Annotated in this window: 12 protein-coding genes; 6 read left to right on the top strand and 6 right to left on the bottom strand. The window is 69.6% G+C overall.

Annotation, left to right across the window (positions count from 1 at the left end; all coding sequences use genetic code 11):
* Positions 1-27: 27 nt before the first annotated feature.
* Positions 28-1,146 (top strand): phosphoserine transaminase, encoded by a 1,119-nt coding sequence (gene serC / locus ACFXKG_RS14335; protein ID WP_384837325.1) that lies wholly within the window; start codon positions 28-30, stop codon positions 1,144-1,146.
* Positions 1,147-1,342: 196 nt separating this feature from the next.
* On the opposite strand, the gene ACFXKG_RS14330 is transcribed toward serC, so the two are convergent.
* A complete protein-coding gene (locus ACFXKG_RS14330; RefSeq protein ID WP_384837322.1) occupies positions 1,343-2,404 on the bottom strand; it encodes a WD40 repeat domain-containing protein in 1,062 nt (353 codons plus the stop codon).
* 141 nt (positions 2,405-2,545) lie between these two features.
* Between ACFXKG_RS14330 and ACFXKG_RS14325 the strand changes: the two genes are divergently transcribed.
* Positions 2,546-3,535 (top strand): aldo/keto reductase, encoded by a 990-nt coding sequence (locus tag ACFXKG_RS14325; RefSeq protein WP_365810151.1) that lies wholly within the window; start codon positions 2,546-2,548, stop codon positions 3,533-3,535.
* A 187-nt stretch (positions 3,536-3,722) separates the two neighbouring features.
* On the opposite strand, the gene thpR is transcribed toward ACFXKG_RS14325, so the two are convergent.
* Positions 3,723-4,346 carry an RNA 2',3'-cyclic phosphodiesterase gene (thpR, locus tag ACFXKG_RS14320; RefSeq protein ID WP_384837540.1) on the bottom strand — a complete coding sequence of 208 codons (624 nt, stop codon included), beginning with the start codon at positions 4,344-4,346 and terminating at the stop codon, positions 3,723-3,725.
* 125 nt (positions 4,347-4,471) lie between these two features.
* On the opposite strand from thpR, the gene ACFXKG_RS14315 reads away from it, so the two are divergent.
* Positions 4,472-5,065: a Uma2 family endonuclease gene (locus ACFXKG_RS14315; RefSeq protein ID WP_384837318.1), complete on the top strand. Its 594-nt coding sequence runs from the start codon at positions 4,472-4,474 to the stop codon at positions 5,063-5,065.
* Between the two features lie 53 nt (positions 5,066-5,118).
* Here ACFXKG_RS14315 and ACFXKG_RS14310 read toward each other — a convergent pair whose 3' ends face one another.
* Complete coding sequence (locus tag ACFXKG_RS14310; RefSeq protein ID WP_384837537.1) at positions 5,119-6,381, bottom strand: MFS transporter; 1,263 nt, start codon at positions 6,379-6,381, stop codon at positions 5,119-5,121.
* Positions 6,382-6,824: 443 nt separating this feature from the next.
* Positions 6,825-7,271 carry a MarR family winged helix-turn-helix transcriptional regulator gene (locus tag ACFXKG_RS14305; RefSeq protein WP_384837315.1) on the bottom strand — a complete coding sequence of 149 codons (447 nt, stop codon included), beginning with the start codon at positions 7,269-7,271 and terminating at the stop codon, positions 6,825-6,827.
* Between the two features lie 150 nt (positions 7,272-7,421).
* Here ACFXKG_RS14305 and ACFXKG_RS14300 point away from each other — a divergent pair, with 150 nt between their 5' ends.
* The gene (locus tag ACFXKG_RS14300) at positions 7,422-7,604 is read left to right on the top strand and encodes a ribbon-helix-helix protein, CopG family (protein WP_365810157.1); all 183 of its coding nucleotides are present in this window, start codon (positions 7,422-7,424) and stop codon (positions 7,602-7,604) included.
* A gap of 57 nt (positions 7,605-7,661) precedes the next feature.
* Here ACFXKG_RS14300 and ACFXKG_RS14295 read toward each other — a convergent pair whose 3' ends face one another.
* On the bottom strand, positions 7,662-9,116 hold the full coding sequence (locus tag ACFXKG_RS14295; RefSeq protein ID WP_384837534.1) for an NCS2 family permease: 1,455 nt from the start codon (positions 9,114-9,116) through the stop codon (positions 7,662-7,664).
* 229 nt (positions 9,117-9,345) lie between these two features.
* On the opposite strand from ACFXKG_RS14295, the gene ACFXKG_RS14290 reads away from it, so the two are divergent.
* Together ACFXKG_RS14290 and ACFXKG_RS14285 are read left to right on the top strand one after the other, a co-directional pair.
* On the top strand, positions 9,346-9,669 hold the full coding sequence (locus tag ACFXKG_RS14290; RefSeq protein ID WP_384837312.1) for a DUF2530 domain-containing protein: 324 nt from the start codon (positions 9,346-9,348) through the stop codon (positions 9,667-9,669).
* 124 nt (positions 9,670-9,793) lie between these two features.
* Positions 9,794-12,451, top strand: a complete 2,658-nt coding sequence (locus tag ACFXKG_RS14285) for a cation-translocating P-type ATPase (protein ID WP_384837309.1) — start codon at positions 9,794-9,796, stop codon at positions 12,449-12,451.
* A gap of 304 nt (positions 12,452-12,755) precedes the next feature.
* Here the strand turns inward: ACFXKG_RS14285 and ACFXKG_RS14280 are convergent, their stop codons facing one another.
* Positions 12,756-13,631: a DUF5707 domain-containing protein gene (locus ACFXKG_RS14280; RefSeq protein ID WP_384837306.1), complete on the bottom strand. Its 876-nt coding sequence runs from the start codon at positions 13,629-13,631 to the stop codon at positions 12,756-12,758.
* Positions 13,632-13,881: the final 250 nt, after the last annotated feature.

Genomic DNA, 13,881 nt, shown 5'->3' with positions numbered 1-13,881 from the left:
GTTTGGGGAACGGCTAGGCTCCGGCCCGTGGCCGATATCCAGATTCCCGCTGACATCAAGCCCGCCGACGGCCGTTTCGGCGCAGGCCCCTCCAAGGTGCGGACGGAGGCGGTGGACGCTCTGGCCGCCACCGGCACCTCTCTCCTCGGCACGTCCCACCGCCAGGCCCCGGTGAAGAACCTGGTCGGCTCCGTACGCTCCGGAGTGAGCAGCCTCTTCTCGCTGCCCGAGGGGTACGAGGTGATCCTGGGCAACGGCGGCTCCACCGCCTTCTGGGACGTCGCGACACACGGGCTGATCGACAACAAGTCGCAGCACCTCTCCTTCGGTGAGTTCTCCTCCAAGTTCGCCAAGGCGGCCAAGCTCGCGCCGTGGCTGACCGATCCGACCGTCATCTCCACCGACCCCGGCTCGCACCCGGACCCGGTGGCCGAGGCGGGTGTCGATGCCTACGCCTTCACCCACAACGAGACCTCCACGGGTGTCGCGGCCCCCCTCAAGCGGGTCGCGGGCGCCGACGAGGGCTCGCTGGTCCTGGTCGACGCGACGTCCGGCGCGGGCGGTCTGCCGGTGGACATCACCGAGACGGACGTCTACTACTTCGCCCCGCAGAAGTCCTTCGCCGCCGACGGCGGCCTGTGGATCGCCGTCTTCTCGCCGGCCGCCCTGGAGCGCGCCGCCCGTATCCACGGCTCGGGCCGCCACGTCCCGGAGTTCTTCTCGCTGCCGACGGCGATCGACAACTCGCTGAAGAACCAGACGTACAACACCCCGGCACTGGCCACGCTCTTCCTGCTCAACGAGCAGCTCACCTGGCTCAACTCCCAGGGCGGCCTGGACTGGGCGGTCGGCCGCACGGCCGCCTCCGCCCGGAACCTGTACGGCTGGGCCGAAGCGTCGAAGTACGCGACCCCGTTCGTGGTCGACCCGGCGAAGCGTTCGCAGGTCATCGGCACGATCGACTTCGCGGACGAGATCGACGCGGCCGCGGTGGCGAAGGCGCTGCGCGCCAACGGCATCGTCGACACCGAGCCGTACCGCAAGCTCGGCCGCAACCAGCTCCGCGTGGCGATGTTCCCGGCGATCGACCCGGCGGACGTCGAGGCGCTGACGACGTGCATCGACTACGTCATCGAGCGTCTCTGACACCTCTGGACGTCTCTGGACGTCTCTGAGGACGCCTTCGCCGCTCCCGCGGCTCTCGTAGTCTCTCGTGGTTCGGACGGGCCCCGTCGCTGTGTGCGCCGGGGCCCGTCGGTGCCCCGTCGCTCACCCGCCGCTCGTCTGCCGAGCCGCCGGAACCTCCGTGATCACCATGGTCACGCCCGCGGCGCCCCTGACCTCAGCCCTTGCGGCGCAGCCGCTTGTAGCCGAGGTACAGAACCGCCCCCGCGCCGAGGACGATCGCCCCGAACGTGGCGTTCCCCGTCTTCTCGCTCCCGGCGGCGGCACCGCCCGTATCGCCGCTGCCGGACGTACCGCCCCCGGATCCCGAACCCGACCCCGACCCCTTGTTCAGGTCCACCCGTACGACCTCGCTCAGGCTTCCCTCGGAGCCGAACATCAGCGCGCTGCCGTCCGTCGTGTACGTCACCGACTCCGCCTGCCGCTGGATCGGCGCCCGCACCCGGTGGTCCGCGCCGAGCCGGCCGTTCTTCCAGGCGTAGGCGCGGGCGCTGAAGTACGAACGGAGCGTCAGCTCCTCGCCGTCCGGCGAGAACGCCCCGTCCGTCACCCACGGCACCTCGCCGATCCGCCGGAAGGTGTTCGTACCGGACGGACTCAGCTCGGCGGGGCCCTCGTACAGCCCGCCGCCGTCCTCGTTCTTCGACGCGATGTAGACCCGGCCGGTCTTCGGATGGACCATCATCGCCTCGGCGTCGCGCGGCCCGTCGGCGTACTCGACGGTGAACTGCGTGGCCCGGACCGTCGCGTCCTTGAGCTGCTCGGGCTCCGGGAACCGGTAGATCCAGACGTGGTCCCAGGTGCCGTTGAGGTTGTCGCCGATGTCAGCGACGTAGACGTTCCCGTCCGACCCGATGGAAATGGCCTCCACGTCCCGGGGCTTGCCGACACCCCGCATGGTGATCGTCGCGACGGTCTCGCCGGTACGGGAGTCCACGGCGTAGACCTGTGGCCCGTAACCGCTGTCGTTGTGCGTCCAGTACACGCCGGGGTGACGGCTGCTGGCGGCCAGCCCGCTGGACTCGGTGATCCGCTCGTCCTTGATCGTGAAGCTCCGGTCGGGCTTCCCGTCGTCGGCCACGGCGTCCGTGGCCGCCCCGAACACGGACGCGGACGCGAACACGGACGCGCCCAGCAGTACGGCGACGGCACCGCCCACGGCGGAAGGGCGGACGACGGCCCCCGGAAGGCGGCCGGGACCACGCGAAGGAAGACGCATCCCCCCAGCCTGCCATCCCGCGTGGCGGACCGGGCCACACGGTCCGGCGCCTTCCACACCACCCCACCGCGTCAACAGAGCGAATCACGCCAAGCATCCGGGCTTGCTTCGAGTGCGCTCGAACGCGTTGGCTGTGGAGCCATGGAGTACACGCAGCTCGGACGCACCGGACTCAAGGTCAGCCGACTCGTCCTCGGGACGATGAACTTCGGACCCCTCACCAATGAGGCCGACAGTCACACCATCATGGACGCCGCGCTCGACGCGGGCATCAATTTCTTCGACACCGCCAATGTCTACGGCTGGGGCGAGAACAAGGGCCGCACCGAGGAGATCCTCGGCACCTGGTTCGCCAAGGGCGGCGACCGCCGCGACAAGGTCGTGCTCGCCACCAAGGTCTACGGGAACATGGCCGGCGACGGCGACCCCTGGCCCAACCACGACAAGCTCTCCGCCCTCAACATCCGCCGCGCGGTCGACGCCAGCCTCAAGCGGCTCCAGACCGACCACATCGATCTCTACCAGTTCCACCACATCGACCGCTCCACCCCGGTCGAGGAGATCTGGCAGGCCATCGACACCCTGATCCAGCAGGGCAAGATCCTCTACGCGGGCTCGTCCAACTTCCCCGGCTGGAAGATCGCCCAGACCAACGAGACCGCGCGCCGCCTCGGCTCGTACGGCCTGGTCAGCGAGCAGTGCCTCTACAACCTGGCCGAGCGCCGGGCCGAGATGGAGGTCATCCCGGCCGCGCAGGAGTACGGCCTCGGCGTCATCCCGTGGTCGCCGCTGGGCGGCGGCCTGCTGGGCGGCGTGATCAAGAAGGAGGTGCAGGGCGGACGGCGCGCTTCCGGCCGCTCCGCCGACGCGCTCGCCGACACCGCCACCCGCGCGCGGATCCAGTCGTACGAGGACCTGCTCGACAAGCACGGGATCGACCCGGGCGAGGCGGCGCTGGCCTGGCTGCTCACCCGGCCGGGCGTGACGGGCCCGATCGTCGGCCCGCGCACGCTCGACCAGCTCGAATCGGCCGTACGGGCCGTCGGCGTCACGCTCTCCGAGGAGGTCCTGTCCTCGCTGGACGAGATCTTCCCCGGCCCGGGGCCGTCGCCGGAGGCCTTCGCCTGGTAGCGACCGGAGCGCCTCGGCCAACGGCCGTGACGAGGACGGTGCGGTAGCAGAGGTGGCGGGTCGCGGTCGGTCGGGCCCTGTCGAGCAGGGCCTAGCCGACCGCGGCCGCCACCGCGATGATCGCGAACATCAGCACAAGCACGGCGGCCATGACGCGGTTACGGGTTTTCGGGTCCACACGTCGAGGTTAACGGGCAGGTCCGACACTCCCGCCGCCCGGGTGTCCTCGCCCGCCCCGCCCGCCCCGTCCCAGCGGACAGCGCAGGACCGTCTCGTACCGCGGCTGCTCCCCCGCCACCCCCGAGACCGGCAGCCGGCTCCGCACGAGAACCAGCTCCGACACCTCCCACGGCCTGCCTTCGAAGCCGCTCAAAGCCTCGACGTACGGCCGGAGGTCCACACCGTCGCCCCTGCGGCCGCGCGCGAGCGTGAGGTGCGCCCGGTAGGCGCGGTGCTCCTCCATCGGCACCCCGGCCCGGCGCGCGGCGGCACCGGCGCGTTCCGCGAGGAGCCGCAGCTCGTCGAGGCCCCCGGCGGCACCGGCCCACAGCGTACGGTCGCCGAAGTGACCGCCGCCGTGGAGCCGGATCCGGAACGGCTCGGTCCGGTACGCCGCCCGCTCCAGCCGTAGGGTCAGCTCGGGCAGCAGCGCCTCGTCCACGTCGCCCAGGAAGGCGAGCGTGAAGTGCCGCCCCTCCTGCCCGGTCCACCGCAGCCCGTCGGCCCCGGGCAGATCGCGCAGGTGCCGTACGGCATCGGCCAGTTCGACGGCGGCAGCGGGGGGCGGCAGAACGGCGGCGAACAGTCTCATGCTCATGCAGACGAGTGTTCCAGCCATAGGCTGTCATATGACAGAGAGGGCGTTACCCGGTCACCGTGCGTATCGTTGTACCGCGCGGCTGCCGCATCCACGCGGGAGCGGGGAGGAGCGCCAGGATGACCGTCGTAGACATCGACAGGATCGACATGGCCGACGAGAGCAATGTGCAGACTCTGGACGCGATGTTCGAGATGCTCGAGAACATGCCCGTCCCCGAGGGATACAAGGTCGAGATCGTCGGGGGAAGCATTTTCATGTCGCCGCAACGGGACACCCACTGGGAGATCATCCGCCGCATCGTACGGGCGCTGGAGGATGAATTCGGCAGGGAGGTGAAGGTGAAGTCGGACGTACGGATCGACTTCCCTGGACACCTCAACGGATTCTGCCCCGATGTCGCCAAAGTGGCCGACAGCGCCTCTCGGAACGCTCACGGACAGTGGAACCCCGAAGATGTGGAGTTCATTGCCGAAGTGATCTCCAAGAGCACCGCCGCCAACGACTACGGTCCGAAGAAGGCCGCCTACGCCGCCGCCGGTGTCCCCGTCTATCTGATCGCCGACCCCTACACCGGCAGGTGTCGCGTCTTCACACATCCGAAGAGCGACGACTACACCACTGAACTGACCGTCACGTTCGGCGACGAAATCAACCTCACCGCCACCGAGTTGGGCTTGATCCTGAAGACCGACAAGTTCCCCCGCGACTGACAGGAACGGTGGTCCGGGGCCGGCGCCCGCCGGCTCCGGACCACCGCCGTCGCTCACGCGGCCGTCGCGAGCTGTTCGCGCTCCTTCTTCGGTACGAACTCCATGTGCGGCCGTCCGCCGCGCAGGTCGAGCCGGAGCCGTACCCCGGCCACCCGGGTGAGGATCAGGCCGATCCCCGCGGCCGCGAGGAGGGAGAACACGCCGCCCGTGGCGAAGCCGACGCGGGCGCCGTAGGTGTCGGTGACCCAGCCGAGGAGCGGGCCGCCTATGGGGGTGCCGCCGACGAAGACCATCATGTAGAGGCTCAGAACGCGGCCTCTCATCTCCGGGTCCGCGGCCATCTGCACGCTCGTGTTGGCGCTGATGTTCGTCGTCATGCCGATCATGCCGATCGGCAGGAGCAGCAGTGAGAACAGCCAGACCGACGGCGAGAAGGAGACCGCGATCTCCAGCAGGCCGAAGGCCATCGCCGCCAGGATGAGCAGCCGGATCCGGCTGGAGCGGCGGCGGGCGGCGAGCAGGGCGCCGGCCAGGGAGCCCGCGGCCATCAGGATGTTGAAGAAGGCGTAGAGCCCGGCTCCGCCCTCGAAGACCTCGTGCGCGAACGCCGTCAGCCAGATCGGGAAGTTGAAGCCGAACGTACCGATGAAGCCGATGAGGACGATCGGCCAGATCAGGTCGGGACGGCCGCGCACGTAGCGGAGCCCTTCTCTGAGCTGACCCTTCGCGCGCGGTACGCGGACGGATCTGTGCAGCTCGTGCGGGCGCATCAGCAGCAGTCCGACGAGCGGGGCCAGGAAGGAGAGGCCGTTCAGCATGAACGCCCAGCCACTGCCCACGGTGGTGATCAGCACACCGGCGACCGCGGGGCCGATCAGCCGGGCGGACTGGAAGTTGGCCGAGTTGAGGCTGACCGCGTTGCGCAGCCGGTCCGGGCCGACCATCTCGGAGACGAAGGACTGGCGGGTCGGGTTGTCGACGACCGTGACCATGCCGAGCAGGAACGCGAGCAGATAGACGTGCCAGACCTGGACATGTCCGGAGAGCGTCAGGACGGCGAGGGCCAGGCCGCACAGGCCGAGCGCGGCCTGGGTGAAGAGGAGGAGCAGCCGCTTCGGGTAGCGGTCGGCTATGACGCCGCCGTAGAGGCCGAAGAGCAGCATCGGCAGGAACTGGAGGGCCGTCGTGATGCCGACGGCGGCGGAGGAGCCGGTGAGGCTCAGGACCAGCCAGTCCTGGGTGACGCGGGACATCCACGTACCGATGTTGGAGACGACGGCGCCCGTCGCGAACAAGCGGTAGTTGCGGATCTTCAGCGAGGAGAAGGTGCCGCCGGTGGCCGGTTCCTTCTCGGCGGAGTCGGTTCCTGCGGAGTCGGCGGCTGTGCAGTCGGCGGCTGTGGGGACGGTGCCTGTGGGGACGGTACCTGCGGAGTCGACGCCTGTGGCGGCGGAGCCTACGGAGTCGGCGGCTATGAGGCCGCTGCCTACGGGGTCGGTGCCTATGGTGTCGGCGCCTGTGAGGTCGGTGCCTATGGTGTCGGTGCGGCCGGCGTCGCCGGTACGACCGATGTCGTCGGTGCGACCGATGTCGTCGGTACGGCGGGTGCCGTTCGTACAGCCCGTGGAGTCGGGGTCGTCCGCTTCAAGGGTGATGCGGGTGAAGCGGGTGGTGCTGTCGTGGGCGGATTTCGGTGCGGGGGCGGAGTCTGCTCCGGATCCCGTACTCAATGGGGGTTCGCCTCCTTACGGCGCGCGGTCTACAAATGGGCGAGCTTCTCCAGCACGGGAGCGGCAGCGCGCAGCTTCGCCCACTCGTCCTCGTCCAGGCCCTCGGCGAGGGTCGCCAGCCAGACGTTGCGTTTGCGGCGGCTCTCTTCGAGCATCGCCTCGGCCCGCTCGGTCTGGCTGACCACCTTCTGCCGACGGTCGTCGGGATGCGGCTCAAGCCTGACGAGACCTTTCGCCTCCAGCAGAGCCACGATGCGGGTCATCGACGGCGGCTGCACGTGTTCCTTACGGGCCAGCTCGCCCGGGGTGGCGGAGCCGCAGCGGGCGAGGGTGCCCAGTACCGACATCTCGGTCGGGGACAGCGACTCGTCCACACGTTGGTGCTTCAGACGCCGGCCCAGCCGCATGACGGCGGAGCGGAGGGCGTTCACGGCGGCTTCGTTCTCGTTGTCGTCACCGTGGGGCAGGTCAGGCATGTATTTAGGGTAACTCATTACCCAAGCTAAATACCACTTGCGTGCCACACCTCTGCCCCACCTCTCACCAGGTGGCTACATCACTCGTACGAGTGAGACTGGCACGGAAAGCGACTCGCCGCAGCGCGCGTTCCCCCGACCCTGGTGCGCATGGGATCGACAGTGCTCAGCCTGCGCATAGACGGAGAGCTGCTCGAACGGCTCCGTCACCATGCCGCCAAACGAGGAATGAGCGTCCAGGACTATGTGACCCGGACGCTCATTCGTGACGACTTCGACGAGCGCTTCAAAGCGGCCGTCGACGAGACGGAGCGGTTCTACGGCGTGCAGTAGCGGCGGCCCGGCGCCCCGGCCCGCACCAGGGCTCAGGGCCAGGCCGGCCGGGCCGGCTCAGGTCAGGCCCAGCGCCGGCATCGCGTAGTAGAAGACGAAGACCGCCGAGACGGCATACAGCGCCGCCGGCACCTCGCGGCCCCGCCCGGTCGCCAGCCGCAGCACGCTGAAGGTGATGAACCCGATGCCGATGCCGTTGGTGATCGAGTACGTGAACGGCATCATCACCATGGCCAGGAAGGCGGGCACGGCGATGGTGAAGTCGCTCCAGTCGATGTCCCGTACGGAACCGGCCAGGATCAGGAAGCCCACCGCGATCAGCGCGGGCGTCGCCGCCTGGGACGGGACCATCGTCGCCAGCGGGGTGAGGAACAGCGCCACCGTGAAGAGCAGGCCCGTCACGACCGAGGCCAGCCCCGTCCTGGCACCCTCGCCGACGCCCGCGGTGGACTCCACGTAACAGGTGTTGGCCGAGGCCGAGCCGGCGCCGCCCGCGGCGACCGCGATGCCGTCGACGAAGAGGACCCGGTTGATCCCGGGGAGGTTGCCGTCCTTGTCCATCAGCTTGGCCTCGTCGCCGACGCCGAGGATCGTGCCCATCGCATCGAAGAAGCACGAGAGCAGCACGGTGAAGACGAACAGCACCCCGGTGAGGATGCCGACCTTCTCGAAGCCGCCGAAGAGGCTGACGTTCCCGATCAGACCGAAGTCCGGGCTCGCGACGGGGTTGCCGGGCCACTTCGGGACGGTGAGGCCCCAGCTCGGCACCTTGGTGACCGCGTTGATGATCATCGCGAGCACCGTCATCGCGACGATGGAGATCAGGATCGCGCCCGGCACCTTGCGGATGATCAGCGTGAGGGTGAGCAGCACGCCGAGGGCGAAGACCAGGACCGGCCAGCCGTGCAGATGCCCGTTCGAGCCGAGCTGGAGCGGCACGGTGGTCTGCGCGACGTCCGGGATGCGGGAGACGAATCCGGAGTCGACCAGTCCGATCAGCATGATGAAGAGGCCGATACCGATCGCGATGCCCTTGCGCAGTCCCAGCGGTACGGCGCTCATCACCCGTTCGCGCAGGCCGGTGGCCACGAGCAGCATCACCAGCAGACCCGCGAGCACGACCATGCCCATCGCGTCCGGCCAGCTCATCCGGGGCGCGAGTTGCAGCGCGACCACGGTGTTGACGCCGAGGCCGGCGGCGAGGGCGATCGGCACGTTGCCGATGACGCCCATCAGGAGCGTGGAGAAGGCCGCGGTCACGACGGTCGCGGTGACGAGCTGACCGTTGTCGAGCTGGTGCCCGTACATGTCCTTCGCGCTGCCGAGGATGATCGGGTTCAGCACGATGATGTAGGCCATCGCGAAGAAGGTGGCGAAGCCGCCACGTATCTCACGGCCGACCGTGGAGCCACGCTCCGAGATCTTGAAGAAACCGTCGAGCCCGCCGGACGACTGCCCGGGAGTCGGCGGCTGGGCGTCGGAACCGACCGGAGCGGTGGCCGAGGAGGGCATGCGGAACCTCAACGTCATACGGGGAAGGGGGACCGGGACTGGAGTGGTGACGGACTGGAGTGGTGGACTGCAGTGGTGGCGGAACTCGATCAGACTTGTATGTTCATTGGATTTCTATTGGATGTTCAAACGAACAAAACAAGACATCAAGAAACCGTTTCAGTATGAACAGATCAAGTGAAGATCGCTATCTCCGCGCGTAGACCCCCATCCCGCCTACACTGAGCCCATGACCGGTTCTACGCCCCAGCGCGCCGCACCCGAGCCTTTGGAGGGGCCGGTCGTCGGCACCGTCACGGGTGGCACGATCATCTGGTTCGTCCTCTTCCTCGTCCAGCTTCCCTTCTACGGCTGGTACAGCGACCACGGGCACGCCTGGTGGATCTGGACCTGTCTCGCCGGCGCCGGGCTCGGCCTCATCGGGATCTGGTACGTACGGGGCCGCGACGCGGCGCTCAAGCGCGCGGCGGCGACCGCCGAAGCGGCGAAGGGGAAGGACGGGTCCGGGAGGGACGGGTCCGGGACGGAGACGTCCGGCCCCGACGGGACCTGAACCCCTACCGCCCCCACCCGGCCGTACTGCCCAAGGACGATTCCGCGCCCGAACCGTCGTCCCGGGGTCGGATCTTCGCCCTCGCCGGCGGGTGAACGGGCCCTGGTCACCGTACGGTCGGAACATGACGCAGCGGGCGAAGATCAACACCGACGGACCGGAGCCCCCCGGCCCGGAGCCGCACGGCCGCGGATCCCATGGCCCGGCCCCCGCCGGTCCCGGCTCCCCCGCCGGTCCCGCCATCGACGCGGGCGCCGAGCTGGACCCCGTACACCCCATGAAGCCGCCCCGGCCCCGGCCCGCCGGCCGGGGCACCGGGCTGACCGCCGCCGAGGTCGCGGCGCACGTGGCGCGCGGGGAGGTCAACGACGTACCCGTCCGCAGCAGCCGGTCCACCACCGAGATCGTCCGCGCCAACGTCTTCACCCGGTTCAACGCGATCATCGGCGTGCTCTGGGTGATCATGTTCTTCGTCGCGCCGATCCAGGACACCCTGTTCGGCTTCGTGATCATCGCCAACACCGGTATCGGCATCATCCAGGAGTTGCGCGCCAAGAAGACCCTCGACGGCCTCGCGGTCATCGGGGAGGCCAGACCCACCGTCCGGCGGGACGGCGTCCCCGCCGAGATCTCCACCTCCGAGATCGTCCTCGGGGACCTCATCGAGCTGGGCCCCGGCGACAAGGTCGTGGTCGACGGCGTGGTGGCCGAGGCCGACAGCCTCGAAATCGACGAGTCGCTGCTCACCGGCGAGGCGGACCCGGTGCTGAAACGTCCCGGCGACCCCGTGATGTCCGGCAGCTTCGTGGTGGTCGGCGGGGGCGCCTTCCAGGCGACGAAGGTGGGGCGCGACGCCTACGCCGCGCAGCTCGCCGAGGAGGCGTCCCGCTTCACGCTGGTCGACTCCGAACTGCGCAACGGCATCAGCACGATCCTCAAGTACGTGACCTGGATGATGATCCCGACCGCGATCGGGCTCATCCTCAGCCAGCTCGTCGTCAAGCAGAACGACTTCAAGAACTCCATCGCCCGAACCGTCGGCGGAATCGTCCCGATGATCCCCGAGGGCCTGGTGCTGCTGACCTCCGTCGCCTTCGCGATCGGGGTCATCCGGCTCGGCCGGCTCAAGGTCCTCGTCCAGGAACTGCCCGCCATCGAGGGGCTGGCACGGGTCGACGTCGTCTGTCTCGACAAGACGGGCACCCTCACCGAGGGCGGCATGGACGTCAGCGAGCTGCGCCCGCTCGGGGGCGCGGACCCGGCGTACGTACGGAAGGTGCTCGGCGCGATCGGGGAGTCCGACCCGCGCCCCAACGCCAGCCTCCAGGCCATCATCGACGCCTATCAGGGCGAGCGCGGACAGTGGCCGGTGACGGCGGCGCTGCCCTTCTCGTCCGTACGGAAGTACAGCGGCGCCGCGTTCGAGGAGAACGGGGAGGGCGGTGAGAACGGCGAGGGCGGAGTGACCGGAGCGGGCGGGGTGAACGGAGCGGGCGGGGTGAACGGCGGAGGGCACGCCGGTGGGCGGCCCTCCCGCTGGCTGCTCGGCGCGCCCGACGTCCTGCTGCCCACGGGCGATCCCGCCCTCGCCGAGGTCGACCACCTCAACCGGCAGGGCCTGCGCGTCCTGCTGCTCGCCCGCGCCGGTACGGGCGACGGCCGCACCGGCGGCCATGCTCTCGACTCCCCCGAAGCCGCGTCCGGCGCCGAGGCGACCGCCCTCGTCGTCCTGGAGCAGCGGCTGCGGCCGGACGCCGCCGAGACCCTCGCGTACTTCGCCGACCAGGACGTCTCCGCCAAGGTCATCTCGGGCGACAACGCGGTCTCGGTCGGCGCGGTGGCCGGAAAGCTCGGTCTGGCGGGCGCCGAGCAGACCGTCGACGCCCGGCACCTCCCCGCCGAGCGGGAGCCGATGGCCGACGCCCTCGTCGCCGGGGCGGTCTTCGGCCGGGTCACCCCGCAGCAGAAGCGTGAGATGGTCGGCGCGCTCCAGTCGCGCGGGCACACGGTCGCGATGACCGGCGACGGCGTCAACGACGTCCTGGCCCTGAAGGACGCGGACATCGGCGTCTCGATGGGCTCGGGCTCGGAGGCGACCCGGGCCGTCGCCCAGATCGTGCTGCTGAACAACAGCTTCGCGACGCTGCCGTCGGTGGTGGCGGAGGGCCGCCGGGTCATCGGCAACATCACCCGGGTGGCGACGCTCTTCCTCACGAAGACCGTCTACTCGGTGCTGCTGGCGATCCTGGTGGCGTGCTTCCAGGTCGAGTACCCGTTCCTGCCACGCCATCTCACCCTGCTCTCGACCCTGACGATCGGCATCCCGGCCTTCTTCCTGGCGCTGGCCCCGAACAAGGAGCGCGCCCAGCCGAACTTCGTGCGCCGGGTGATGCGGTACGCCGTGCCCTCCGGCATCATCGCGGCCCTCGCCACGTTCGCCACGTATCTGCTGGCCCGGCACGTCTACGCCGGAGCCGACTCGCTCGGCGCGGAGACGAGCGCGGCGACGCTCACGCTCTTCCTGGTCTCCATGTGGGTGCTGGCGATCGTGGCGCGCCCGTACACGTGGTGGCGGATCTGCCTCGTGGTGTCGATGGGGGCGGCGTTCCTGGTGGTGCTGGCGGTACCGACGCTTCAGCACTTCTTCGCGCTGAAGCTGGTGGGTACGGCGGTGCCGTGGGCCGCGGTGGGGATCGCGGTGGTGGCGTCGGTGGCACTGGAGCTGTGCTGGCGGTGGGTGGGACGCAGGTTCCCGGCGCAGGCCCCGGTCTCCCGTGGCTAGGGCCTGTGGTTCGGATCAGGCCCTGGGGTCGCACTCGGCCGACGCCTGGCACGTACGCCCGACGCGTCGGCCGCCGAGCCCGGACGGCGGAGCTGCCTGGGCTCGGCGGTCGCCGTGAGACGGTCACCCGTCAGGTTGCCGCCTGTCCGGCTGTCGTCCGTCGGGCTGCCGCCCGTCAGGCTTACCGCTGGTCAGGCGGTGGCCTGCGAGGCGACCTGCTTGACGGCGTCGGCGGCGGCCTTGGGGTCCTCAAGGTGGAAACACAGGGGTCCGGCGGTTGCCGGACCCCTCATGCCGACGGGGACTACTTCACGGCGACGTAGTCACCGGTGGCGTTGACCGCGGGGGTCGAGGCCGTACCGGCGAAGCTCCAGCGCCAGTAGCCGGAGGCCGTGGTCTTGGTCGTGGTGGTCTTCAGCGTGCCGGTGCCGGAGGTCTTGACCGTCTTGACGTCGGTGTAGGTCTTGCTGTCCTTCTTGCGGAACTGGAGCTTCACCGTCTGCGTGGCGTAGCCCTTGTAGGTGCCGGTCTCCCAGTTGGCGCGCGACAGCTTGCCGGTGGCCGTGAGGGTCTTGCCCTTCTTCACGGGCTCCGGGGAGGCGTTGACGGTGAGCTTGGAGAGCCGCTGGAAACGGATCTTGGTGTACTTGTCGTTGTAGGCGTCCGAACCGTCCTTGGCCAGCACGGCGGCGCCGACGTTCCAGTACGTGGCGTCCGTGTTGATCAGCAGGAGCGGGTCGACCGTGACGGTCAGCGTGCAGGTCGAGGTGGTGGCACTGGCCGCCTTGCACTTGGCGTTGTCCTCGTTCTGACCGAAGCCGAAGGCGTCGTCGTCATCGAGGCTCTTGCCGATCCAGAGGAGCGTGCCGGCGTCGGCGATGCCCGAGGCGTGGGACGCGGTGATCGCGACGGTGACCTTCTTGGTGGCGGTGGTGCCGACGACGATCGGCTTGCCGCCGTTCACCACGGTCTTGGTGATGACCGGGGCCGCGGCGGCCTTCGCCGCGGCCGTGAGTCCCTTGGCCTTCGGCGCGGCGGCGGCGCCGCGCTGGGCCGCGAAGCCGTACTCCGGAGCGGACGGGCGGTCGCCGCCGGGCTGCGCGGCCTGGGAGGCCGGCACGGCGAGAGCGGACAGGGCCAGGGCGCCGGAGACAGCGGCGACGGTGGCACGAATACGCATGCGTTCCCCAAGTGGAGAAGGGGCCCCGCGGTGCGTCGTCCGTACGGCGGGGCCCATCTGGTCTGTGAGCCTGGTGACTCGACAGACCAGACCGGGCGCGGACGTGAATAGTTGTACGGAATCATGACTTTTTTGCGAAGATCGAAAAATCGGCCGATTCGCCGCCCCGGGGACCGATTGCCCGTCCCCGGCCCCATCCCGGTCGGAAGGCGACCGACAGATCGGCCGGTCGTCGGCCGGTCCGTCGGCC

This window comes from Streptomyces sp. NPDC059255 (assembly GCF_042752355.1).
Classification (GTDB): Bacteria; Actinomycetota; Actinomycetes; order Streptomycetales; family Streptomycetaceae; genus Streptomyces.
This window is presented reverse-complemented; position numbering and strand designations above follow the sequence as displayed.

Bases quoted from the DNA above. Each gene is read 5' to 3' on its own strand.
- ACFXKG_RS14330 (WP_384837322.1), bottom strand. From the start codon at position 2,404: ATGCGTCTTCCTTCGCGTGGTCCCGGCCGCCTTCCGGGGGCCGTCGTC.
- ACFXKG_RS14325 (WP_365810151.1), top strand. From the start codon at position 2,546: ATGGAGTACACGCAGCTCGGACGCACCGGACTCAAGGTCAGCCGACTC.
- thpR (WP_384837540.1), bottom strand. From the start codon at position 4,346: ATGAGACTGTTCGCCGCCGTTCTGCCGCCCCCCGCTGCCGCCGTCGAA.
- ACFXKG_RS14315 (WP_384837318.1), top strand. From the start codon at position 4,472: ATGACCGTCGTAGACATCGACAGGATCGACATGGCCGACGAGAGCAAT.
- ACFXKG_RS14305 (WP_384837315.1), bottom strand. From the start codon at position 7,271: ATGCCTGACCTGCCCCACGGTGACGACAACGAGAACGAAGCCGCCGTG.
- ACFXKG_RS14300 (WP_365810157.1), top strand. From the start codon at position 7,422: ATGGGATCGACAGTGCTCAGCCTGCGCATAGACGGAGAGCTGCTCGAA.
- ACFXKG_RS14295 (WP_384837534.1), bottom strand. From the start codon at position 9,116: ATGCCCTCCTCGGCCACCGCTCCGGTCGGTTCCGACGCCCAGCCGCCG.
- ACFXKG_RS14290 (WP_384837312.1), top strand. From the start codon at position 9,346: ATGACCGGTTCTACGCCCCAGCGCGCCGCACCCGAGCCTTTGGAGGGG.
- ACFXKG_RS14285 (WP_384837309.1), top strand. From the start codon at position 9,794: ATGACGCAGCGGGCGAAGATCAACACCGACGGACCGGAGCCCCCCGGC.
- ACFXKG_RS14280 (WP_384837306.1), bottom strand. From the start codon at position 13,631: ATGCGTATTCGTGCCACCGTCGCCGCTGTCTCCGGCGCCCTGGCCCTG.